The 23,296-nt window shown below is 39.4% G+C and carries 20 protein-coding genes and 5 tRNA genes; 5 read left to right on the top strand and 20 right to left on the bottom strand.

Going from position 1 to position 23,296, the window contains the following annotated elements; translation table 11 throughout:
• Position 1 precedes the first annotated feature (1 nt).
• The 11 genes from H5157_RS08535 to H5157_RS08485 all read right to left on the bottom strand — a co-directional run bounded on the left by H5157_RS08535 (position 2) and on the right by H5157_RS08485 (position 9,501).
• Positions 2-1,903, bottom strand: a complete 1,902-nt coding sequence (locus H5157_RS08535; protein ID WP_182724525.1) for a SurA N-terminal domain-containing protein — start codon at positions 1,901-1,903, stop codon at positions 2-4.
• Positions 1,904-2,074: 171 nt separating this feature from the next.
• On the bottom strand, positions 2,075-2,365 hold the full coding sequence (locus H5157_RS08530) for an HU family DNA-binding protein (RefSeq protein WP_158000827.1): 291 nt from the start codon (positions 2,363-2,365) through the stop codon (positions 2,075-2,077).
• Positions 2,366-2,548: 183 nt separating this feature from the next.
• A complete protein-coding gene (gene lon / locus H5157_RS08525; protein WP_024596372.1) occupies positions 2,549-4,918 on the bottom strand; it encodes an endopeptidase La in 2,370 nt (789 codons plus the stop codon).
• Positions 4,919-5,069: 151 nt separating this feature from the next.
• A complete protein-coding gene (gene clpX, locus H5157_RS08520; protein ID WP_002958344.1) occupies positions 5,070-6,353 on the bottom strand; it encodes an ATP-dependent protease ATP-binding subunit ClpX in 1,284 nt (427 codons plus the stop codon).
• Positions 6,354-6,488: 135 nt separating this feature from the next.
• Positions 6,489-7,106 (bottom strand): ATP-dependent Clp endopeptidase proteolytic subunit ClpP, encoded by a 618-nt coding sequence (clpP, locus tag H5157_RS08515; RefSeq protein ID WP_002958346.1) that lies wholly within the window; start codon positions 7,104-7,106, stop codon positions 6,489-6,491.
• 164 nt (positions 7,107-7,270) lie between these two features.
• Positions 7,271-8,575: a trigger factor gene (gene tig / locus H5157_RS08510; protein ID WP_002958347.1), complete on the bottom strand. Its 1,305-nt coding sequence runs from the start codon at positions 8,573-8,575 to the stop codon at positions 7,271-7,273.
• Positions 8,576-8,953: 378 nt separating this feature from the next.
• Positions 8,954-9,030, bottom strand: a tRNA-Pro gene (locus H5157_RS08505).
• A 70-nt stretch (positions 9,031-9,100) separates the two neighbouring features.
• A tRNA-Pro gene (locus H5157_RS08500) sits at positions 9,101-9,177 on the bottom strand.
• A 14-nt stretch (positions 9,178-9,191) separates the two neighbouring features.
• Positions 9,192-9,267: transfer RNA gene (locus tag H5157_RS08495), tRNA-His, on the bottom strand.
• Between the two features lie 23 nt (positions 9,268-9,290).
• Positions 9,291-9,367 (bottom strand) — tRNA-Arg (locus tag H5157_RS08490).
• 57 nt (positions 9,368-9,424) lie between these two features.
• Positions 9,425-9,501: transfer RNA gene (locus H5157_RS08485), tRNA-Pro, on the bottom strand.
• 353 nt (positions 9,502-9,854) lie between these two features.
• On the opposite strand from H5157_RS08485, the gene folD reads away from it, so the two are divergent.
• Positions 9,855-10,709, top strand: a complete 855-nt coding sequence (gene folD / locus H5157_RS08480; protein WP_002958348.1) for a bifunctional methylenetetrahydrofolate dehydrogenase/methenyltetrahydrofolate cyclohydrolase FolD — start codon at positions 9,855-9,857, stop codon at positions 10,707-10,709.
• Between the two features lie 72 nt (positions 10,710-10,781).
• Here folD and cysS read toward each other — a convergent pair whose 3' ends face one another.
• The gene (cysS, locus tag H5157_RS08475; protein WP_024596371.1) at positions 10,782-12,161 is read right to left on the bottom strand and encodes a cysteine--tRNA ligase; all 1,380 of its coding nucleotides are present in this window, start codon (positions 12,159-12,161) and stop codon (positions 10,782-10,784) included.
• 155 nt (positions 12,162-12,316) lie between these two features.
• On the opposite strand from cysS, the gene H5157_RS08470 reads away from it, so the two are divergent.
• The 3 genes from H5157_RS08470 (at position 12,317) to H5157_RS08460 (ending at position 14,474) form a co-directional block, all read left to right on the top strand.
• Entirely contained in the window at positions 12,317-12,808 is a 492-nt protein-coding gene (locus tag H5157_RS08470) for a peptidylprolyl isomerase (RefSeq protein WP_002958350.1), read from the top strand.
• 88 nt (positions 12,809-12,896) lie between these two features.
• A complete protein-coding gene (locus tag H5157_RS08465; RefSeq protein WP_002958351.1) occupies positions 12,897-13,634 on the top strand; it encodes a UDP-2,3-diacylglucosamine diphosphatase in 738 nt (245 codons plus the stop codon).
• A gap of 54 nt (positions 13,635-13,688) precedes the next feature.
• Positions 13,689-14,474 carry an ABC transporter substrate-binding protein gene (locus H5157_RS08460; RefSeq protein WP_182724524.1) on the top strand — a complete coding sequence of 262 codons (786 nt, stop codon included), beginning with the start codon at positions 13,689-13,691 and terminating at the stop codon, positions 14,472-14,474.
• Here H5157_RS08460 and miaE read toward each other — a convergent pair.
• A complete protein-coding gene (gene miaE / locus H5157_RS08455) occupies positions 14,471-15,238 on the bottom strand; it encodes a tRNA isopentenyl-2-thiomethyl-A-37 hydroxylase MiaE (protein ID WP_182696375.1) in 768 nt (255 codons plus the stop codon). The genes H5157_RS08460 and miaE overlap by 4 nt on opposite strands.
• Before the next feature lie 206 nt (positions 15,239-15,444).
• On the opposite strand from miaE, the gene H5157_RS08450 reads away from it, so the two are divergent.
• Positions 15,445-16,044, top strand: a complete 600-nt coding sequence (locus tag H5157_RS08450; RefSeq protein ID WP_024596370.1) for a Yip1 family protein — start codon at positions 15,445-15,447, stop codon at positions 16,042-16,044.
• 114 nt (positions 16,045-16,158) lie between these two features.
• On the opposite strand, the gene purF is transcribed toward H5157_RS08450, so the two are convergent.
• The 7 genes from purF to H5157_RS20910 all read right to left on the bottom strand — a co-directional run.
• The gene (gene purF / locus H5157_RS08445) at positions 16,159-17,685 is read right to left on the bottom strand and encodes an amidophosphoribosyltransferase (RefSeq protein WP_182721380.1); all 1,527 of its coding nucleotides are present in this window, start codon (positions 17,683-17,685) and stop codon (positions 16,159-16,161) included.
• An 18-nt stretch (positions 17,686-17,703) separates the two neighbouring features.
• Entirely contained in the window at positions 17,704-18,198 is a 495-nt protein-coding gene (locus H5157_RS08440) for a CvpA family protein (protein ID WP_002958356.1), read from the bottom strand.
• A gap of 195 nt (positions 18,199-18,393) precedes the next feature.
• Positions 18,394-19,035 (bottom strand): SPOR domain-containing protein, encoded by a 642-nt coding sequence (locus H5157_RS08435; protein WP_002958357.1) that lies wholly within the window; start codon positions 19,033-19,035, stop codon positions 18,394-18,396.
• 11 nt (positions 19,036-19,046) lie between these two features.
• Complete coding sequence (gene folC / locus H5157_RS08430) at positions 19,047-20,312, bottom strand: bifunctional tetrahydrofolate synthase/dihydrofolate synthase (protein WP_182724523.1); 1,266 nt, start codon at positions 20,310-20,312, stop codon at positions 19,047-19,049.
• 25 nt (positions 20,313-20,337) lie between these two features.
• Complete coding sequence (accD, locus tag H5157_RS08425) at positions 20,338-21,213, bottom strand: acetyl-CoA carboxylase, carboxyltransferase subunit beta (protein ID WP_007376856.1); 876 nt, start codon at positions 21,211-21,213, stop codon at positions 20,338-20,340.
• 155 nt (positions 21,214-21,368) lie between these two features.
• Positions 21,369-22,163 (bottom strand): tRNA pseudouridine(38-40) synthase TruA, encoded by a 795-nt coding sequence (truA, locus tag H5157_RS08420; protein ID WP_165724236.1) that lies wholly within the window; start codon positions 22,161-22,163, stop codon positions 21,369-21,371.
• A gap of 279 nt (positions 22,164-22,442) precedes the next feature.
• Positions 22,443-23,296, bottom strand: an 854-nt coding sequence (locus H5157_RS20910; RefSeq protein ID WP_310735998.1) for a FimV/HubP family polar landmark protein, incomplete at its 5' end; no start/stop codon positions are given.

Genomic DNA, 23,296 nt, shown 5'->3' with positions numbered 1-23,296 from the left:
ATTACTCAACAGTTTGTGTAGCCGTTGGTAAGTTAAGCTCAGCATTGGCTTTAAGCGCTTCAATAAATACCATGTAGTTTTTATTAGCTTGCGCCATAGTAATGCTTTGTTTTGCTTGAGGGTCAATATTAGCTGCAACTTGTGCATCCGTTACCGACTTAAGCGCTACAATTGCTGCATCACCATTATTTAAATTAACGAGATCGACTACCGCAGAATCCGCTGGGTGAGCCATTTTAAAAGCTTGAGTCACAATAGCAGGTGAAACAGTGTAGCTTTGACGTGTTAACTGCGCTTCTTGGCGAAGTGTTAAGCTTTGCTCGTTAGCAACATCGTTTAAGCTCTTACCTGCTTGTACTTCTGCAAATAAGCTACGTGCCTTTTCTTTAGCAAGCTCAGATGATTTTTCATTCACTAAACGCGCTTTAATTTCCTCGCTTACTTCGTCTAACGGCTTAGTAGCAGCAGCTTTATGCTCGTTAATACGAACAATGATTGCATGCTCATCGCCAAGCTCAATAACTTCAGAATTTACTTTATCTTCAAGTAAATCAACTGATGTTAATGCTGTAACAACTGCAGGGCTGTTTAACGGCTCTGGTAGAGCATTAAGTGCTAAAAGAGGTGTAGATTTAACTTCCACTTCAGCAACTTCTGCAGCATCATCTAAGCGGTCTGAAATTTCAAATGCAAGTGCACCCATTTCAGTTTGCTTTTCGTAAAATGCATCTATTTTTTCAGCTTGTTCTAATTCAGCACGTAAGTCAGCTTTAACATCGTCATACGCTTTAACTTGTTGTGGTTGAATGTCAGTAAGTTTAATTATGTGATAACCAAACTCAGAAGTAACAACGTCAGAAATATCACCTTTATTTTCAAGCGCGAAAGCCGCGTCTTCAAATGCAGGGTCCATTACATCACGCTCAATCCACTCAAGATCGCCGCCCATTTCGCCACTAACGATATCGTCAGACGATGATTGTGCTAACTCAGCAAAGTCTGCACCTTGCTCTAGCTGTGCATGAAGAGCATTGGCTTTTTCTTTTGCTGCATCATCGTCTTCACTGTTATCAATTAAGATATGTGATACGCGACGCTTTTCTGGCTCAACGTATTGTGCTTTGTTTTGCTCATAATACGCTTTAACGTCATCCTCGGTTACCGATTCAACATTGATATCTGCTGCTTTAAGCTCAATGTAACTTACTGAAATAAGCTCTGGAGATAAAAATTGAGATGCGTTTAAGTCGTAGTAATCAGATACTTCTTGATCTGATACTTCAACATTCGCGGCAAGTGCCTCTTTGTTTAAAACTACGTAATCAATACTACGAGTTTGCTGCTGAAGAGCAATTGCGCTTTTCAGCTCGCTCTCTAGAGCAAAGTCTGTACCTGCAACAGCAGATACTACCTGGCTGCGTGTCATATCTTTACGTAAATATTCACGAAAAGCATCTGGTTGAAAATTCATTTGACGAATTACTTGTAGGTAACGGTCGTTATTAAATTTTTCACCAATTTGAAAGTACGGTAATTCTAAAATTGTTTTACGTACACTTTCGTCGCTTACGCGAAGGCCTAAATCAGCCGCTAGCTGTGATTGCAATTCTTGTTGTACTAAGCGGTCAACTACACCTTGACGAATTTGTGCCATGTAATTTGGATCAGCTGCAATTTGTGTAAAGTATTCACCAAATTGTTGCTCTAAACGGCTACGTTCATTTTGATAAGCACGGTTAAAATCGGTTTGACTAATTTTAATTCCATTTACTTCAGCAACGGGTTGTTCTGTGGTTTGACCTAAGTAACTACCGATCCCTGCTAAGGCAAAAGATAAAATCACCGCGCCTAAAATTATTTTGGCTACAGGTCCTTGCGAACCTTCTCTGATTTTCTCAAGCATTTGTTTATCTCTTTTTGATCAAGGTATTTTACCTTGTCACATGTAAAAAAAGCGTATCTTACCAGATACGCTTTTTCACTTGAAGTAACTGGCGGAAAAGTTACTTAACTCATCTGTTGTGGTGAATCAGTAACTTTACACTCGCCATAACTAATGTGTTTAAAACAGTGATTAGTTTACTGCGTCTTTAAGCGCTTTACCGGCTTTGAAAGCTGGAATAGTTGCAGCAGCAATTTGGATAGTTTCACCAGTTTGCGGGTTACGGCCTGAACGTGCAGCACGTTCACGTACTGAGAAAGTACCAAAACCTACAAGTGCAACTGAGTCGCCATCTTTTAGCGCGCCAGATACAGATTCGATGAATGAATCTAGTGCACGACCTGCAGCCGCTTTAGAAATGTCAGCATCAGCTGCGATTTGATCGATTAATTGAGATTTATTCACAATATCATCCTCTTTCATTGTTATTATCAAGAGCGATGGTTTTTTAAACTAACATCACTTTTTTGAAAATTTTAGAGCAAACTTTTAATGCCCACATGATTATATTTTTCTTAAGCCTAGGCCCCGTAAGGGCTAGGCTTGAAAACCAGTGCTTAACTTATCATACCGTTTAGATTTGAAAAGCCCTAAAAAGCACTTTTTTTATGTTTTTTCTTGGTTTTTAGGTGTTTCGACCGAAAAACTCTCAACAGGATGCACTAAAGCAAGCTTTAACACCTCGTCAATCCAAGTAACTGGGTGAATATCAAGACCTGCCAGCACGTTGTCTGGTATCTCTTTTAAGTCACGTTCGTTAATTTTTGGAATGATCACTGTTTTAATTCCACCACGATGCGCCGCTAATAACTTCTCTTTTAAACCACCAATCGGAAGTACTTCACCGCGTAGTGTAATTTCACCTGTCATTGCAACATCTGCTCGTACAGGATTACCCGTTAAGCTAGATACAAGACCCGTTACCATTGCTGCGCCCGCACTAGGACCATCTTTTGGTGTTGCGCCCTCAGGTACGTGTACGTGAATATCACGTTTTTCGTAAAAGTCGCTGTTAATACGGAAAGTATCTGCTCGATTACGCACAACCGTCATTGCCGCTTGAATCGACTCTTGCATTACATCGCCAAGAGAGCCGGTGTAACTTAACTTGCCTTTACCTGGCACTGCCGCACATTCAATTGTTAGCAAATCACCGCCAACTTCTGTCCATGCTAAGCCTGTAACTTGACCAATACGGTCACCATCTTCAGCTTTGCCATAGTCAAAGCGCTGCACACCTAAAAAGTCTTCTAGGTTATCTTGATTGATGGTCACTATTTTAGTGTCCTTTTCAAGTAAGATATTTTTAACTGCTTTACGACATAGTTTCGAAATTTCGCGCTCTAGGTTACGTACACCCGCTTCACGTGTGTAATAACGAATAATGCCAATAATTGCGCTGTCTTCGATAACTATTTCAGACTCTTTTAAGCCGTTACGTTTAACTTGTTTAGTAATTAAGTGCTCTTTTGCAATGTTTAGCTTTTCATCTTCGGTGTAACCCGACAAGCGAATAACTTCCATACGGTCCAATAATGGGCCAGGAATGTTAAAGCTGTTTGATGTTGCTACAAACATAACGTCAGATAAATCGTAATCGACTTCAAGATAGTGATCGGCAAAATGACTGTTTTGCTCCGGATCAAGCACCTCTAACAATGCTGATGCTGGGTCGCCGCGCATGTCTGATGACATTTTATCGATTTCATCTAATAAGAATAATGGGTTTTTAACGCCCACTTTTGTCATGTTTTGAATTAGCTTACCTGGCATTGAACCTATGTATGTACGACGATGACCGCGAATCTCAGCTTCATCACGTACGCCGCCAAGCGCCATACGAACATACTTACGACCAGTCGAACGTGCAATAGATTGCCCAAGTGATGTTTTACCAACACCTGGTGGTCCAACTAAACATAAAATTGGCCCTTTGAGCTTATTAGTACGCTGTTGTACTGCGAGGTACTCAATAATGCGTTCTTTTACTTTATCTAAGCCGTGGTGATCGCTATCAAGAATTTTTTGTGCGCCTGCTAAGTCTTTTTTCACTTTAGAGCGTTTTTTCCATGGCACATTAATTAATGTATCTATGTATGAACGCACTACAGTCGCTTCTGCAGACATTGGCGACATCATTTTAAGCTTATTGAGCTCTGTAGTTGCCTTTTCTTTAGCTTCATCAGGCATGCCAGAATCTTCAATACGCTTTTTAAGCGCTTCAAATTCATCAGGCACATCATCAAGCTCACCAAGTTCTTTTTGAATGGCTTTCATTTGCTCATTGAGGTAATACTCGCGCTGAGATTTTTCCATCTGCTTTTTAACGCGGGTACGAATTTTCTTCTCAACTTGCAATAAGTCTATTTCGCCTTCCATTAGTGCCATTAAATATTCAAGACGTTCTGTGACACTTGAAATTTCGAGCACTTTTTGTTTTTCAGGTACTTTAAGCGGCATATGCGCTGCCATTGTGTCGGCAAGACGTGCTGGCTCATCAATACCTGAAACCGAAGTTAGTACTTCAGGTGGAATTTTTTTATTTAGCTTTACATAGCCTTCAAACTGGCTAATTGCGCTTCGGATAAAAATATCTTGCTCTTGTTCATCTACAGAATCAGATTCAATAAATTGAGCATTAGCGACAAAAAAGTCATCGTTATCTACAAATTCTTCAATTTGTGCGCGCTGTGTACCTTCGACTAAAACTTTAACTGTACCGTCTGGTAATTTTAATAACTGAAGTACAGTGGCAATAGTACCGATACGATAAATATCATCTTGCTCTGGTTCATCTACAGTTGCATCTTTTTGTGCAACCAAGAAAATTTGTTTGTCTTTGTCCATTGCCGCTTCTAGGCATTTTATTGATTTTTCACGGCCAACAAAAAGCGGGATCACCATGTGCGGGTATACCACAACATCGCGCAGTGCAAGGACTGGGATTTCGACTCGGTCGGTTCTCTCAAGCGTCATTATAGTTTCTCTTCGCACTTCATTTATTTTAAAGATTACTCAAGTATATGGGGATAACCTAATTAAAGTTCAACAATTTTCCCTAACTCGATTAAATTAATTATAAAAAAAGGAGCCTAAGGCTCCTTTTTCCATTCAAATAGCTTAAAAACTATTCTGATGCAGCTTTATCTTGTTTATTATTTTCATAAATCAAGATTGGATCTGACTCACCTTTAATAACGGTTTCATCAATAACTACTTTGCTTACATCATCCATTGAAGGAAGCTCGTACATAGTATCAAGTAATACGCCTTCAACAATTGAACGAAGACCACGTGCGCCTGTTTTACGCTCCATTGCTTTGTGGGCAATTGCAGCTAAGGCATCATCGCGAAACTCAAGTTCAACGTCTTCCATACCAAACAATACTGAAAACTGTTTAGTAATCGCGTTTTTAGGTTCACTCAATATTTGTACAAGAGCTGCTTCATCAAGTTCTGTTAACGTAGCCACTACCGGCAAACGGCCTATGAACTCAGGAATTAAGCCATATTTAACTAAATCTTCTGGCTCTACATCTTTAAATGTTTCACTTAAAGAACGACTCGCCGCAGACTCTTTTACGCTAACGCCAAAACCGATACCGGTGTTTTTATGGCTACGTTGCTCAATTACTTTATCTAGGCCTGAAAATGCACCACCACAAATAAACAAGATTTTAGATGTATCTACTTGTAAAAACTCTTGCTGTGGATGTTTACGACCACCTTGCGGTGGAACAGAAGCAACGGTGCCTTCAATCAGTTTAAGTAGCGCCTGTTGAACGCCCTCGCCTGATACGTCGCGCGTAATTGAAGGGTTATCTGATTTACGAGAAATCTTGTCAATTTCATCGATGTAGACAATACCGCGCTGTGCTTTTTCAACATCGTAATCGCACTTTTGTAAAAGCTTTTGAATGATGTTTTCAACATCTTCACCTACATAACCTGCTTCGGTTAATGTAGTGGCATCGGCCATAGTAAACGGCACGTCAAGTAGGCGCGCTAATGTTTCTGCAAGTAATGTTTTACCACTACCTGTTGGGCCGATAAGCAAAATATTACTTTTACTTAATTCAATGTCTTGCTTAGTCGACTGGTTACGTAGGCGTTTATAATGGTTATAAACGGCAACAGACAATACTTTTTTAGCATGATCTTGACCAATAACATAATCGTCTAAGTGTTTACGAATTTCTTTTGGTACAGGTAGTTTGTCAGACGTATCATGCTTAGGAGCAATGTCTTTGATCTCTTCCCTGATAATATCGTTACACAACTCTACACATTCATCACAAACGTATACTGAAGGGCCTGCAATTAATTTACGCACTTCATGTTGGCTTTTGCCACAAAAAGAGCAGTATAACAATTTATTACTTTTGTCGCCGTCTGTAGGAGTGTCAGACATTCAGCTACCTCATTTTATTACGTTGGCCACCAAAACTATTGGCGGCTATTTCAATACGCTTTAACTATACCAAAATTTATTGGTTTTCGCATAGTAACTCAAAGTGGCAAACAGGTAGTCCTGCTTACCAAGCGCTTACTTTTTGTCGCGATTTGTAAACACAGAGTCTACCAAGCCGTAATCTACAGCTTGCGAAGCACTCATGAAGTTATCACGATCAGTGTCTTTAGAGATAATATCTAATGGTTGGCCTGTATGCTCAGCCATTAAGCGGTTAAGCTTATCTTTAATAGACAGAATTTCTTTAGCGTGTATTTCAAAGTCAGATGCTTGACCTTGGAAACCACCTAATGGTTGGTGAATCATCACACGTGAGTTTGGTAGGCAAAAACGCTTACCTTTAGCACCAGCAGTAAGTAAAAAAGCACCCATGCTTGCAGCTTGACCTACACATATTGTACTTACATCTGGTTTGATGAAGTTCATTGTGTCGTAAATAGCCATACCCGCAGTTACTGAACCACCTGGTGAGTTGATATATAAAAAGATATCTTTATCAGGGTTCTCTGATTCTAAAAATAGCATTTGCGCTAAGATCAGATTTGCCATGTTGTCTTCAACTTGACCTGTTAAAAAGATAATACGCTCTTTTAATAATCTCGAATAAATATCATACGAGCGCTCGCCTTTTGGTGTTTGTTCAACAACCATTGGGACCAATGCATTTAGGGGATCTGTAATACCAGTATTCATACTTATTTAATTCCTTATGCGCTTATACTTATCCTTATTATAAGGAAGCATAGTTATCGTTTTTCGCAAATTTAGAGCCAAAAACTAAAATGGCCCGGGCACGCTGTATAAACAGAGTAACACGAGCCATTTAATCGTTAGCGAGAGCTTAAGTCAATGACTTATTAAGCACCTTGCTGTGGATTCATGATGTCATCAAATGCTTTTTCAACATCAGTAACAACTGCTTTAGCTAAAATAGCTTCAACAGCTTGCTCTTCCATTGCTACATTACGCATTTGCTGCATAAGTTGATCATTACCTTTGTAGTATTCTACTACTTCAGTTGGATCTTCGTATGCAGAAGCTACTGTTGCGATTAATGCTTCAACTTTAGCATCATCAACTTTGATGTCGTTAGCTTTAATCACTTCACCTAATAAAAGGCCAGTTTTTACACGTGTTACAGCTTGCTCGTGGAACAATTCAGCTGGAAGCTCTGGCATGTTTTGAGCGTCGCCGCCAAAACGTTGAGCTGCTTGCTGACGTAGAGCATCAACTTCTTGATCAACAAGTGCTTTAGGCACTTCGATTTCGTTGTTAGCTAAAAGACCTTTGATTGCTTGGTCTTTAACGCTTGCTTTAACCGCTTGGTCTAGCTCACGTGTCATGTTCTTTTTAACTTCTTCTTTAAGCGCGTCTACGCCGCCTTCGGTAACACCGAATTTAGTTGCAAACTCTTCGCTTAATTCTGGTAATTCTTGCGCTTCAACTTTTTTCACTGTGATAGTGAATTGAGCCGCTTTACCTTTTAAGTTTTCAGCGTGGTAATCATCAGGGAAAGTTACATCAGCAACTACTTCTTCGCCTGCTTTTTTACCTACGATGTTATCTTCAAAACCTGGGATCATACGACCTTGGCCAAGTTCTAATGGGAAGTCTTCAGCTTTGCCGCCTTCAAATACTTCACCGTCGATAGTACCTACGAAATCAACTGTTACACGGTCGTTTTCGCCAGCAGCTGCATCAACATCAGCCCACGCTGCGTGTTGCTTACGAAGTGTTTCTAGCATGTTAGCTAAATCTTCGTCAGTTACTGTTACTGCTGGTTTTTCAACAGTAATTTTATCTAAACCTTGAACTTCAACTTCAGGGTAAACTTCAAACGTTGCTGAGAATTCTAAATCTTTACCTGCTTCAAGTGATTTAGGAGCGAATGTAGGCGCGCCAGCTGGGTTGATTTTTTCAGAAACGATTGCTTCAATGTAATTACGTTGCATTACTTCGCCAGCAACTTCTTGACGAACTGCAGGGCCAAAACGCTTGTTAATTACAGATACTGGAACTTTACCAGCACGGAAACCATCTATACGCTGTGTTTTTGACAGTTGTTGTAGGCGTTTTTTTACTTCGGTCTCAACGTTCTCTGAAGGAACGGTGATAGTTATACGGCGCTCAAGGCCTTGGGTCGTCTCAACAGAAACTTGCATGATTTACCTCAATATTCAATTTTGGCGACTGTTCGCCTTCCTTTACAAACAAAGTGTTCTGCATGAGTCTTGATAAAGTTTAAGCGGTTTTCCACACTTAAAAGCATCCGTCGCTACCATGAGACACCATTGCTGCTTTGCCCTTCGGGCACTATGTTAAACAATAGACGCGGCATTATAACCTAATATTTATGATAGTCGAGTATAGGGGGCAATTATTTGGACTAGATAAGGGACTATAAAGACTAACTGAATAAAAAACAGGCTAACTACGGACTAAATAGAATAAAATAGAAATTATTTAATAGAATTATAGGCTAACAGATTTAGATTTATAACTTAGAGGAGTTTACTTATTGTTCTTATTGGATAAGAAAATGGTCGGCGATGCAGGATTTGAACCTGCGACCCCTTGGACCCAAACCAAGTGCGCTACCAAACTGCGCTAATCGCCGACATTGAAGAGTTAACTTCTTTTTTCATACTGAACACTTAAACTGAGAGTTTAAGACCATTTTAAGAAAATGGTCGGCGATGCAGGATTTGAACCTGCGACCCCTTGGACCCAAACCAAGTGCGCTACCAAACTGCGCTAATCGCCGATATTCGTTGTAAATGGGGTGACTGATGGGGCTCGAACCCACGACAACCGGAATCACAATCCGGGGCTCTACCAACTGAGCTACAATCACCGCTATATTTACATGTTTTCAAATGGTGCACCCAGAAGGATTCGAACCTTCGACCGACGCCTTAGAAGGGCGTTGCTCTATCCAGCTGAGCTATGGGCGCATCGAAAACTTCATAGTTTACCAATAAGCTATTCGATTATAAAAAATTATAAAAAAATGGTCGGCGATGCAGGATTTGAACCTGCGACCCCTTGGACCCAAACCAAGTGCGCTACCAAACTGCGCTAATCGCCGAAACTTATTATTGCTAGCGAGTGACCTCGTTGACAACGGGGTGCATAATAGTGATTTGACGGGGTTAGGTCAAACGTTTTTTTAAGAAAACCAATCAAGTGCTCATTTTTAGTGCACAATGGTTAAATATTACAATAGTCGGCTGAATTTTAAACTATTTAACAGCTCAAACGTTATATACCTTAAAAGCAACTTGGCGCTGCTATGCTTTTCTGCGAAAATAGTAGGCACATTATAAAACGAGTTAAATAAAGAGCGTATTTTTCTTTATTAGCATTTTTACCCCTATTTTATTATGCATTCGTTTTTAGAGTATCGGTATCTAGTTAATTAACCCCAATTAAAGGTCACCCATGACGGCAAACATCATTGATGGTAAGGCAATCGCAAAACAAGTACGTAGCGCTGTAGCAGAACGCGTAAGTGAACGTGTAGCAAATGGTTTACGTGCACCAGGACTTGCAGTAGTACTTGTAGGACTTGATCCAGCAAGCCAAGTTTATGTTGGTTCAAAACGTAAGGCCTGTGAAGAAGTCGGTTTTATCTCTAAATCATTTGATTTACCAGCAGACACACAAGAGCAAACTCTTTTAGATTTAATTGACGAGCTAAATAATGATGCCGAAGTTGATGGAATTTTAGTGCAGTTACCACTGCCAAAAGGTCTTGATGCTGAAAAGATTTTAGAACGTATTACCCCACATAAAGATGTTGATGGATTTCATCCATATAACATTGGTCGATTAGCACAGCGTATGCCTGCCCTTCGCCCATGTACGCCTAAAGGCATTATTACATTACTTGATTCAACGGGTGTACGCTATAAAGGGATGCATGCAGTTGTCGTTGGCGCGTCAAATATTGTTGGTCGTCCAATGTCGTTAGAGCTTTTATTAGCAGGTTGTACTACCACTGTGTGCCATAAATTTACTCAAGACTTAGAAACACATGTTCGCCGCGCTGACTTATTAGTTGTGGCTGTCGGTAAACCTGAATTTATACCGGGAGATTGGATAAAAGAAGGCGCTATTGTTATCGATGTGGGCATTAACCGCTTAGATACGGGTAAATTAGTCGGTGATGTTCAATACAGTGTGGCCGAACAAAAAGCGCATTTTATTACACCTGTACCAGGTGGCGTTGGCCCGATGACTGTCGCAAGCTTAATTGAAAACACACTTGAAGCGTGTGAAAAGTATCACAGCTAAGCTGTTAAAAAATCAAAAAAGGGTTGCCATTTGGCAACCCTTTTTTAGTTTGACCTGAATAACTTTAAACGCTTACGCTTTACGCCACGTTGTTTTACCAGCTGAATCTTCAAGTATTACACCTAATGCATTAAGTGCATCACGTGCTTCATCAGCAGCAGCCCAGTCCTTACTAGCACGTGCTTCATTACGTTTTACAATTAATGCTTCAATTGTCGCAACTTCGTCGTCATCTTGCCCACCTTGTAAAAAAGCTTCCGGTGCTTGTTGAGCAACACCTAACACTTCACCGAGGCTACGCAGTATAAACGCTAACTTGCCAGCTTGACCTGCGTCACTTTCTTTTACGCGGTTTAATTCTTTAGCAAGTTCGAACAACACAGGTAGTGCTTCTGGTGTATTAAAGTCATCATTCATTGCTTTTCTAAACTTAGCAACAAACTCATTGCCTTCTAAGTCGCACTCTACCGGTACGACATCACGAAGCGCTGTATAAATGCGTTCAAGTGATGAACGCGCTTGGTCTAAATTTTCTTGTGAGTAATTTAATTGGCTGCGGTAATGCCCTGAAATTAAAAAGTAACGAACAGATTCGGCATCGTATGCTTTTAAAACTTCACGCACAGTAAAAAAGTTATCTAACGACTTAGACATTTTTTCTTTATTTACTTGCACCATGCCAGTATGTATCCATGTATTTACATACTTGCCGTTGTTTGCACAGCACGACTGGGCAATTTCGTTTTCATGATGTGGAAACTGTAAATCAGACCCCCCACCGTGAATATCAAAATGCTCACCTAAGTGTTTTGAGCTCATTGCCGAACATTCAATATGCCAACCAGGACGCCCTTCACCCCACGGTGATGACCATGATGGCTCACCTGCTTTGGCTTTTTTCCATAACACAAAATCAAGCGGATCGTCTTTATCTTGAGCCACTTCTACGCGAGAGCCCGATTGCAACATAGTTAAATCTTGCTGAGAAAGCGCACCATATTGCTCAAACGTTGATACATCAAACAAAACATCGCCATCAGCTGCAACATAGGCATGGCCTTTTTCAATCAAGCGCTTAACCATAACGATAATTTCATCCATATGGCTTGTAACTGTTGGTTCAACATCTGGGCGTAGCATATTTAGGCTATCAAAATCTTCATGCATCGCTTTAGTCATGCGCACAGTTAAGTCGTTTATTGACTCACCATTTTCATTTGCACGTTTAATTATTTTATCGTCGATATCTGTAATGTTACGTACATATTTTAAATCGTAACCAATATGACGTAAGTAGCGCACAATAACGTCAAAACCAACAAAAGTACGAGCGTGTCCAATATGGCAGTAATCATAAATGGTGATACCACACACATACATGTCGATTTTGCCTTCGACCATAGGTTTAAATTGCTCTTTTTGTCGCGTGAGTGTGTTGTATATATTTACCATTTACTTTGAGTCCTTGACTATTTACTTGAACAGTTATGTTACCACTTGAAAAGCCCCTGCTCTAGCGCTTTATAACAAACCAAACATCTACTTTGTTAATCTTAGCCAACTACGATAAAATAGCGCCAATATTTAAACCAGATATAGGAAAACACATGGTTGTTCTACACACCAATTTTGGTGACATCACCATTAAAATGTTTGAGCAAGAAGCTCCAAACACTGTTAAAAACTTTTTAGAGTATGCAAATGCTGATTTTTTCAACGGCACTATCTTTCATCGTGTAATCGATGGTTTTATGGTTCAAGGCGGTGGTTTTGTACCAGGTATGGAACAAAAAGAAGTTAACGACCCAATTAAAAATGAAGCTAATAATGGCCTATCTAACAAGATAGGTACTTTAGCAATGGCACGTACACCTGATCCTCATTCAGCTACAGCGCAGTTTTTCATTAACGTGAATAACAACGACTTTTTAAACCACAGCAGCGAAACATCGCAAGGCTGGGGTTACTGTGTTTTTGCTGAAGTAGTAGAAGGCATGGACGTAGTAAATAAAATAAAAGGCGTAGCAACAGGTAGTACTGGTTTTCACCAAGACGTGCCTCTTGAAGATGTGATCATCGAAAGCGTTACTGTTAGCTAATAGTAAGTTTACCCGCGTAATGTGGAGTATCAGCGGGCATTTACCAATGTGTATACGCCCGCTTTATTTATATCGAAAAGACTGACCTATGACTCGCCAAACTTACTTTATTGCAGATTTACACCTAAGCGAAAACCGCCCCGACATTAGCGCTGCATTTTTTGACTTTTTAAATACGCATATACTAAATAAAGATGTAGATGCACTTTATATTTTGGGTGATTTTTTTGAAGTATGGGTTGGAGATGACTACATTACAGCGCTGAGTGCCGATGTAGCAAAGCATTTAAGCGCCGTTAATGATGGTGGGACACCTGTTTATTTTATACATGGCAACCGTGATTTCATCATGCGCAAGCAATATGCAGACATGGCCGCAATGACTTTACTCGATGAACAAACAGTCATTGATTTATATGGTACGCCTACCGTTATTTTACATGGCGACGAAATGTGTACTCAAGATACTGAGTATCAAAAATTTCGTAAAAAAAGCCGTGGTTGGTGGTGGCCAAAATTAATGCTTGCAATGCCACTTTGGTATCGTAAAAAAATAGCGCGTAATGCCCGTGAAAAAAGTAAGTTGAGCCAAGCTGATAAACCTATCGAAATTTTAGACGTTGTAGATGAAGCCGTGCTTGCCACCTTTGCCAAACATAACGTTACTAATATGATTCATGGTCATACTCACCGCCCTAATGTTCATACCTATAAAGTTAATGAACAAACGCTTACTCGTACAGTGCTAGGTGACTGGTATACCCAAGGCTCTTATTTAGTCGTTACCCCTCAATCACAAGAATTAATTAGCACGCCTTTCGCATAATTTAAAATCCTGACTATTATTTAACTATATATTTGAATAATAGTGAGAGGTTTAATGATTAAGCTGTTAATTTTCATCGTAGTAATTGCCATTCCTACCAAAGTATTTAGCGAGCAAACATGGCAAATTGTTACTGAAAACTACCCTCCCTATTTTAGCGAAAACCTTCCTGATAACGGTTGGTTATATGAAATCACTCAATCAGCCCTTAAAACTCAAGGCATTAATAGCGAAGCCGAGTTTACGACATGGGACCGCGCCCTAAAGCTATTAGAAAAAAAGAGAAAAACAGCTATTTTAGGCGCTTTTTATTCAATAAAAAGAAATGAAGTTTTTTACTACTCTCGCCCACTTGCAGTTGCTCATTCAGGAATTTTTAAACGCAAAGAGAGTGCTATTAACTTCGATGGTACAGTTAAATCATTAATACCTTATAGTATTGGTACAGAAGACAATGCCTTTGTAAGCCAAGAGTTTACAAGAAATACTGAGCTGGCAATAACATCCACTAAAAGCCTTCCTACAAGTTTATACCTGCTACAACAAGGACGTATTGATTTGGTCGCAGGCACTAAAGAAGTAGGGAAGTATTGGCTTGAGCACAATAACGAAGTTGATTTAGATAAGAATAAAATTGAGTACTTATTGCCAGATATTGCTTCTCATAAACTATATTTAGTTGTCTCTAAATCAAATTACAGGGCAAAAGAGTACTTACAAAAGTTTAATAGAGGGATTGATATAATAATTGAAAACGAAAGCATTGCTGAAATCATGAAGAAACACAATTTCAGCAATCAAAAAACAGCTGAATACATTAATTTTTTAAAAGAAAATTAGCTTTCTGCTATTGGCAGGCCACTATGAAACTTAAAATCTTCATCCTGTGATGAAATTAATTCGGCTTCAATCTCGCCAAATTCTTTAACTCGTTCGGTAATATCAAAATCAGCAATTTCTTGCGCTAAAGTTAGATAATCTTGGTAATGACGGGCTTCAGAGCGCAGCAGCGAAATATAAAAATCACCTAAACGTTTGTCAACATGCGGCGCAAGCTTTGCGAAACGCTCACATGAACGCGCCTCAATGTAAGCGCCTACAATTAATTTATCAACAAGGGCGTTTGGCTCAAACGTTTTAACATGACGAAGCATGCCTTTTGCATAACGACATGGTGTAATGCTTTGGTACTCTACACCGTACTCGTCCATAATTTCGAGCACTTGGTAAAAATGATGCAACTCTTCTTTTATCAACAATACCATTTTATCAATTAAATCTTGTCCATATGGCGAATTAGATTTAGGAATTATTGATTTAGTTAGCTTATTTTTAGCGGCGAGATCACGCCAATTTCCTTCACGCTTATAAATAAGCGTTTCAAATGGCTTTAGCCACTCGAGTAAGGCATCACTGCCCTCTTTATCAACAGCGTATTTACGTATTAAAAACATCGCACTTTGAGCCGCTTTTAACTCACAAATTAAGTGATCGATTAAGATTACTGATAAGTTCTCTTTTTTAATTGCCTGCTCCACCCACTGCTGTGGGGTTGTACACACTAAAAAGTTATTGATCGGCTCTAAAAGTTGGCTATGTGGCACGTTGACTGCTCATTACTAAATAAATTTGATATGCCATTATTTTAACACGAAATTTTGTTTGGGATAAATCAAAGCCCTAACCTGTGCAAAAATGTTAATAGTGAGTTAACTTGACTTTGCAAAATAAGTGAACCATAACTGTACGTAGACTGTATAAAAATAAACCAACCAAAACAGTAATACGTTCCTTTTATGGAGTAAGCACTATGATACTAAATCACCTCTGGGGCATTTATGCTCACCCACTTGAAGAATGGCAAACAATAGATAATCGCCATGAAAGTCTAACCTATAGTTTGTCGCATATTTTACTGATTGCTTTGTTTCCTTCAATAATGGGTTATTACTCATCTGTTTATTTAGGATGGAGTATAGGCGCAGGCGATCCTGTATTTTTAACGCACGATAGTGCGCTATTAATTGCAGTTGCAATGTATTTTGCTTTAATAGCTGGTGTTTTTGCATTGGCGTATTTGGCTCATTGGATGGCCGTTACATTTGGCTCTAAGCCTACATTTACACAAACACTTGAACTTGCAGCTTATACTGCAACACCTGTGTTTATGTCGGCGCTTGCCGCCTTTTGGCCTGTACTTTGGTTTGTAGTGTGTATTGGAATTATTGCACTAGCTTACTCGGTCTACTTACTTTATACCGGCGTACCAATACTTATGCATATTCCAGAAGAGCGTGGTTTTATTTATGCCAGCTCGGTTGTAACGTGCGGATTAATATTATTAGTTATTATTTTAGCTGTAACAGCTATGCTTTGGACAAATGGGATTGTTAGTCCAATGTTTACTTAATAAAGTTTAGCTAAAAAAGAGTCGTGTTTGATAGAAATGTTCCCTTTCTTTCCTTCGCAAAAAAGGAGCTAATTAGCTCCTTTTTTTATGTAACGACTTTTTATTAACTAATTATTAATCAGCTTCGTTTTCGTCTTGGTTGTGAATCTCTAAACTTGAAGACATCGCACTTTCGCGGGTGCTTTTTGCTGAATCGTTACGTAGCTCATCAATACGATTTAAATAGTTTTGATCAATGTCGCCTGTAATATATTGCCCATCAAATACTGAGGTTTCAAACTTAGTAATTTCAGGATTTTCTTGGCTAACCGCAGCTATTAAATCTTTTAACGATTGAAAGATTAAACCGTCAGAACCAATACTTGCATTAATATCTTCAACTTCACGTCCGTGAGCAATAAGCTCAGCTGCTGAAGGCATATCAATACCGTACACATTAGGGAAGCGTATTTCAGGCGCTGCGGATGCAAAGTAAACATTTTTAGCACCAGACTCTCGAGCCATTTCAACAATTTGTGCTGATGTTGTACCACGAACAATTGAGTCATCAACCAATAATACGTTTTTACCTTTAAACTCGCGATCAATTGCGTTTAGCTTTTGACGCACTGATTTTTTACGCATCTCTTGGCCAGGCATGATAAATGTACGACCGATATAACGGTTTTTAACAAAACCTTGGCGATACGGTAAATCAAGTACACGTGCAATTTCCAGTGCTACATCGCATGAAGTTTCTGGGATTGGGATAACTACATCAATGTCTTTATCAGCCCATTCGCGTGCAATTTTTTCGCCTAGTTTTGTCCCCATGTTTACGCGTGTTGCATAAACAGACATACGGTCTATTGTTGAATCAGGTCGAGCAAAATAAACAAATTCAAAAATACACGGCGAGTAAGATGCTTTATCTGCACAACTAAGTGAATGAAATTCACCTTCTTCTGTAACATATATAGCTTCACCAGGGGCAACATCACGTGCAAACTCAAATCCGTCCGGTTTTAACGCAACGCTTTCAGAGGCGAACATGTACTCAGTGCCTTTTGCAGTCTCACGTTTGCCAAATACAAGTGGACGGATACCATTAGGGTCGCGAAAAGCAACAATACCGTGACCAATAATCATAGCAATTGTTGCATAACCACCGCTTACTTTATTATTTACCTCGGTTACCGCAGTAAATATATCTTCAGGGTCTAAATGCAACTTATCAGATTTACTTAGTTCATGTGCCATGATGTTGAGTAAGATTTCTGAATCAGATGTTGTATTTACATGACGACGTGCTTCTGAGAATAACTGCTCTTTTAAAGCTTCTGCATTAGTAAGGTTGCCATTATGGGCAAGTGCTATACCAAACGGTGAGTTAACATAAAAAGGCTGTGCTTCAGATGAGCTTGAAGACCCTGCTGTAGGATAGCGCACATGGCCAAGACCAATCGTACCTTGTAGTCGTTTCATATGACGAGTGTGAAAGGCATCTTTCACTAAGCCATTTGCTTTGCGTAAGCTGAACGTATTATTCTCAATGGTAATGATACCCGCGGCATCTTGACCACGGTGCTGCAAAACAGTTAAGCCATCATAAATCGCCTGATTGACAGGGGATGTTCCGACTATTCCAACGATACCACACATGTAATTTATCCTCGCCGATTAACGGTTTACTGAATTTAAAAAGCTCGAGTTGTTTTCTAGGTACGAAAAGAACCATTCAACAACAAAGCCAAATTCTGGAATCAAAATAGAATTGCCCCACCAGTGCGTATTGGGTGCACCAGTAAAAGCATCAAGAAAGAAGAGTAACGCGCTCACGACCAACACGCCTCGTAGAGCACCAAACACTATGCCAAAGACACGGTCGGTACCCGATAAACCAGTACGATGTACAAGTTCACCTAAAATGTAGTTTAGTAAACCGCCTAACAGTAGCGTCGCAAAGAATAATATGGCTATGGCCGCCGCATTTCTTAAAAGGGGTTCAGAAATGGTTGTTAGGAAGGAAGCTAAATATTGGTAAAATAAGCTAGAGATGATAAAGGCGCCAGCCCATACCGCTAATGACATTGCTTCTTTTACAAAGCCGCGTATTAAACCGATGATGGTAGACAATACAATGATGCCAATAATGGCGTAATCAACCCAGATCATAAGAACCAATTAGTCGCTAATTTGGGGCGCATTCTATACCCAAACATCGTTAGTATGCAAGTTTAAACGGGAGATTACTGGGTTGTAGTTAATACAAAAAATTAACATTCTAGTGTAGGTATTGTGAGATAAAGATAATGATGAAAAAAAAATAAATAAATAAAAAAAGGGCTTGTTATACAAGCCTTTTTAAAATTATTTTGTTACTTCGTACTGCGTAACTTTACCATTTAATTTAGTAAGCTCTTTGAGCTGGGGGAGCTGCTTTTGTAATTCACTTTTATCAAGCGAAGGACCAACAAATACTTTGGTTAGTGTCCCATTTGGGGTTTTAATCGGTTTAGTAAACGTTTTAAACCCTTCAGCCTTTAATTTAGCCTGTAATGCTTTAACGTTTGCAACATGTGAAAAACTACCTAATTGAATAACATAGGCCATACTCGTTAGGTTTTCATCACTTTTACGTGGTGCAATTGGCTCTGGCTTAGCTTGAACAGGCGCTTTTGTAATTGGTGTAGCTTTGGGTTCTATAGTTGCTTCAACAACTTTATCTTCCACAGCGTAATCACTCTCATCCATCGCGCTTTGCTGCTCAAAAGCTTCATCGTCAGCTTGAATGTCTTCAATTTCATCTTGCTTTAGTGGCTCAGCATTAGCCATATTTTCATCAATTGACTCTTGAAGATCGATTGTTTTGAACTCAGGGCGGTCTGGGATCGCTTTAAAGCCTTCTTTATAATGCACTTTTTCGCCATCGAGTATATTAGGGATAAACACAATTGCTGCGATCACCACTATACTTGTTCCGACTAAGCGATTAATAAAACTTGAGTTCACCGACATCCTCTCTATTTTTTAAAGTAATTAATAGCGCCAGCAACTGTGAAAAATGAACCAAATATAATCAACATAGTATCACTTTGTTGTTCTGGTAAAATTACATTCAGTGCTTGTGCCACACTATCATAGCTATTAATAGTATTATGATGAGACAATTCGTGCAGTGCATTTTGTAAATTACTTGCAGTGTCGCCTCGCGGACCACTTAAGCTCGCTAATGACCACTCATCGACCAAGTGACTTACTTCTTTAAATACACCCGCTTTATCTTTATCAGCAAGCATAGCGGCTAATGCATGAATTTTAAAGCCTTTATCTTTATAGCTTGATAACTTATTGGCTAAATAACGCGCCGACTCAGGGTTGTGTGCTACGTCGGTAAAGACTAAAGGCTCAACACTTAACTGTTGAAAGCGCCCTTCGACAACTAAATTAGCTAAACAACTTCGTATAATTGATTCACTAGGTAATAAGTTTAAAACACTTAGCGTAGTTAATGCGGTAGCTGCATTTTGACACGGTATTGCAGGCTTATCTATTTCAAGATTATGTTCTTTATATTGCCAATTAAAGCTCTCAGCATTTTCTTTAAAAATAAAGTCACTGCCCGACAGCGTCATGTTGGCATTAATTTCTTTGCCGTAATCAGTCATTGTGTGAGGAATATTTAAATCCCCTATAATAGCGGGCGTATTTTCACGAAAAATACCGGCTTTATCATAAGCCACTAACTCACGGGTATCACCTAAGTACTCTTTATGGTCTAAGTCTATAGTGGTGATCACGCTTGCAAAGGGAGTGACTATATTTGTAGCGTCAAAGCGTCCACCTAAACCAACCTCTAGTAATACATAATCGACGTTACAGCGTTTAAAAATTGCCAACGCCCCCAAAGTACCATATTCAAAATAAGTCAGAGCAGTGTCTTTACGGCCTTGCTCAAGCTGGTGAAAAGCATCTATATGAAATTGGTCTGCCAATTCTTCCCCATTAACTCGTACACGCTCGTTATAACGAATTAAATGTGGAGATGCGTAAGTACCCACATTGAAACCTTGCGCTAGCAATAGCGACTCTAAGCAGCGTGCTGTGGTGCCCTTACCGTTTGTACCGGCAATAAGAATAATTTTACTTGGAGTGTTTAACAGGCCAATATTGTTAGCAACATTAGCAACTCGTTCTAAGCCCATAGCAATGTTAGCTGGGTGAACACTTTCTAAATAAAAAAGCCAATCATCAAGGCTTGATGATTGGCTAGGAGTTTTTTTTGTCATAGCGTGTAATCAGTAAAGCTGAAATTTACGCTACTCTATGCTCTTGTTCCGTAGAAGGCAAGTTCATAAATTTAGCTAAAATGCGTGCAAGGGTATCGCGCATTTCACGGCGGTCAATAATCATGTCAATTGCACCGTGTTCAAGCAAAAATTCACTACGCTGAAAGCCTTCAGGTAGTGTTTCGCGAACAGTTTGCTCAATAACACGAGGACCCGCAAAACCAATTAATGCTTTAGGTTCTGCAACGTTAATATCGCCCAGCATAGCAAGCGATGCAGATACACCACCCATAGTTGGGTCAGTCATGACTGAAATAAACGGAAGACCTTTTTCAGTCATTTTTGCAAGTGCAGCACTTGTTTTAGCCATTTGCATAAGCGACATAAGCGCTTCTTGCATGCGTGCACCGCCTGATGCAGAAAAACAAATAAGCGGCATGTTATGCTCTAAACATTGATCAACAGCATCAACAAAGCGAGCGCCAACAACAGAAGCCATTGAGCCACCCATAAATGAGAACTCAAATGCTACTGCTGCAACTGGAATACCTTTTAATCGGCCTTTCATAGCTACAAGTGCATCTTTTTCACCACTTGCTTTTTGGGCTGCACTGATACGATCAGAGTATTTTTTAGAATCTTTAAACTTAAGAATGTCTTTAGGCTCATGTTGTGTGCCAAGCTCTTGACGGTCACCTTCATCTAAAAAGTGCTCCAGGCGCTTACGGCCACTAACACGCATGTGGTGGTCACACTTAGGACATACGTTTAATGACTTTTCTAATTCAGCTTTATATAAAATTGAATCACACGATGTGCACTTAGCCCAAACACCTTCTGGGATTTCTTTACGACCTGATGATTTTGTCGTTTTAGGTAAGATTTTTTCTAGCCAACTCATTTGCAACTCTCTTAATGCTGTTCTGTGTCGCGAGCCTGCCAATAGCAATTAGCAGACAAATTTTTTCAATTAAAACATGAATTACACTAACGCGGTATAAAAAACTGGTCTTAGTAGTTAAAAGTGTTCATAAAAAACACTAACGGCAACCATAACTAAATTTCAGCGTCAGGTAAAAACAATGGACCTAAAGGCATTTTAGGAATATTAAACTCTTCAGGATAATCGACATCAACCAAGTATAAACCTGCAGCTTTAGCTGTAGCACTTGCTTTAGCACGCTCTTTACAATCAAGTAATTCTTTCAACCAAATGGGCTGTTGCTTATGTATGCCAATATCCATCAAGCTCCCCGTTATATTACGTACCATGTGATGTAAGAACGCATTCGCCTTAATATCAATAATAACGTAACACCCTTGGCGCTGTACCGATAAATGATGAATAGTGCGAGTCGGTGTATTTGCTTGACAATGGATCGCTCGAAAAGATGTAAAATCGTGTGTCCCGATCAAATACTGACAGGCTTCCTGCATTTTAACTTCATCTAATGGGTGATGAAAATGCGTAACCCCTTCGTTTAACACCGCTCCTCGAAAAGGAGAGTTATAAATAATATAGCGGTATCGGCGAGCTGTTGCACTAAAACGAGCATGAAAATCGACAGCAACTGGTTGTGCAAAGCGAATAGCAATATCTTTAGGCAATAAGGTATTCATACCCATTGTAAATGCGACCATGTCACGCGAAGCTTCAGTTTCAAAATGTATTATTTGACCTGTACCGTGCACACCCGCATCAGTTCGCCCCGCACATACTACTTCAACTGGGTGATTACAAATACGCGACAATGCCTTTTCTACTTCTTGTTGTACGCTATTAACATGTGATTGACGTTGCCACCCACTATAGCGTACGCCGTTGTATTCAACTCCAAGTGCTACTCGCATAATTACTGCTTTACCTACTGTGCTAATGAACACGGCATTTTATGCTATCTCTCGACGCAATAAAAGGAGGTGTGCGGTAATACCCTTTTTATTAAAAACATGAGCATTTTAATGAATCAAATAACTTAATAATTACGATGTAAATTATTCTTTTATAACAATTACATACTATAAAATCCGCTTCATTAATGCGTTGCTTTCCCTTGTTATAATTAAACTAACATCCATAAAAAAAACCCTTAATTAGAATAACCAATTAAGGGTTTTTTTAACAATTTGTTATTTTAGTTTCGCTTTTAAACTAAGTGCCTCTTCTTGAACTTCTTCTGGGCCTTTGTTGATGACATCCTCAATGACCTTGAGCGCAGAATCAAAATCATCAATTTCAATATAAGCACGCGCTAAATCTAGTTTAGCTGAATAACCACCACTTTCAGCATCAACATCGGTTGGGTTATCACCAGCAAGTAATGCATCAAACTCACTCAAACCGACATCCATATTAACGTCGGTGTAAGGTTCGTGTTCAAGTTCAGCCTCTTCACTTTCTTCTAATAATGAATCTATATCTACAAATTCATCATTATCAAGTTGCTCAATATCACTACTTTCAACAAGTGGCTCTTTTGTAGTTAATGAGTCATCTTCCTCTAATTCTTCTTTTAGCAAGCTGTCAAAGTCGACATCAAATTCACTGCTATCCTCAGCACTTAATTCTTCAGGCTCCGCTAACTCACTAAGTAATGAATCAAAATCAGTTTGCGTCAAATTTGACATAAACTCTTCATCAAGTTCATCGTCAGAGCTAATATTAGTGCTACCTGCTTCATCTGAGTTTGTTAACTGTGCTTCGCGCTCTGCATTTGTTTGCTCTTGCTGCTCGTCTGATAACTCATCAGTTAGCGCTTGCTCTAAAATATCTTCGTCAAACTCAACATCTAAGTCAGAAAAATCGTCTTCAATTAAAATTTCATCATCAAAATCGTCTTCTAAACTATCTAAATCATTATTTTCAGAAAGCGCATTTGATAAGTCCTGCTCAGCTTGGCTGGAAGCGACTCCCTGCGCCTCACCGTCTAAATCATCACCTTGTAATTCTTCGGGGGTAAATGGCAACTCACTTTCTAGTGTTT

This window comes from Pseudoalteromonas sp. SG43-3 (assembly GCF_014164385.1).
Classification (GTDB): domain Bacteria; phylum Pseudomonadota; class Gammaproteobacteria; order Enterobacterales; family Alteromonadaceae; genus Pseudoalteromonas; species Pseudoalteromonas distincta.
The sequence above is the reverse complement of the archived record's forward strand: the minus strand, read 5'-3'. Positions and strand labels throughout refer to the sequence as shown.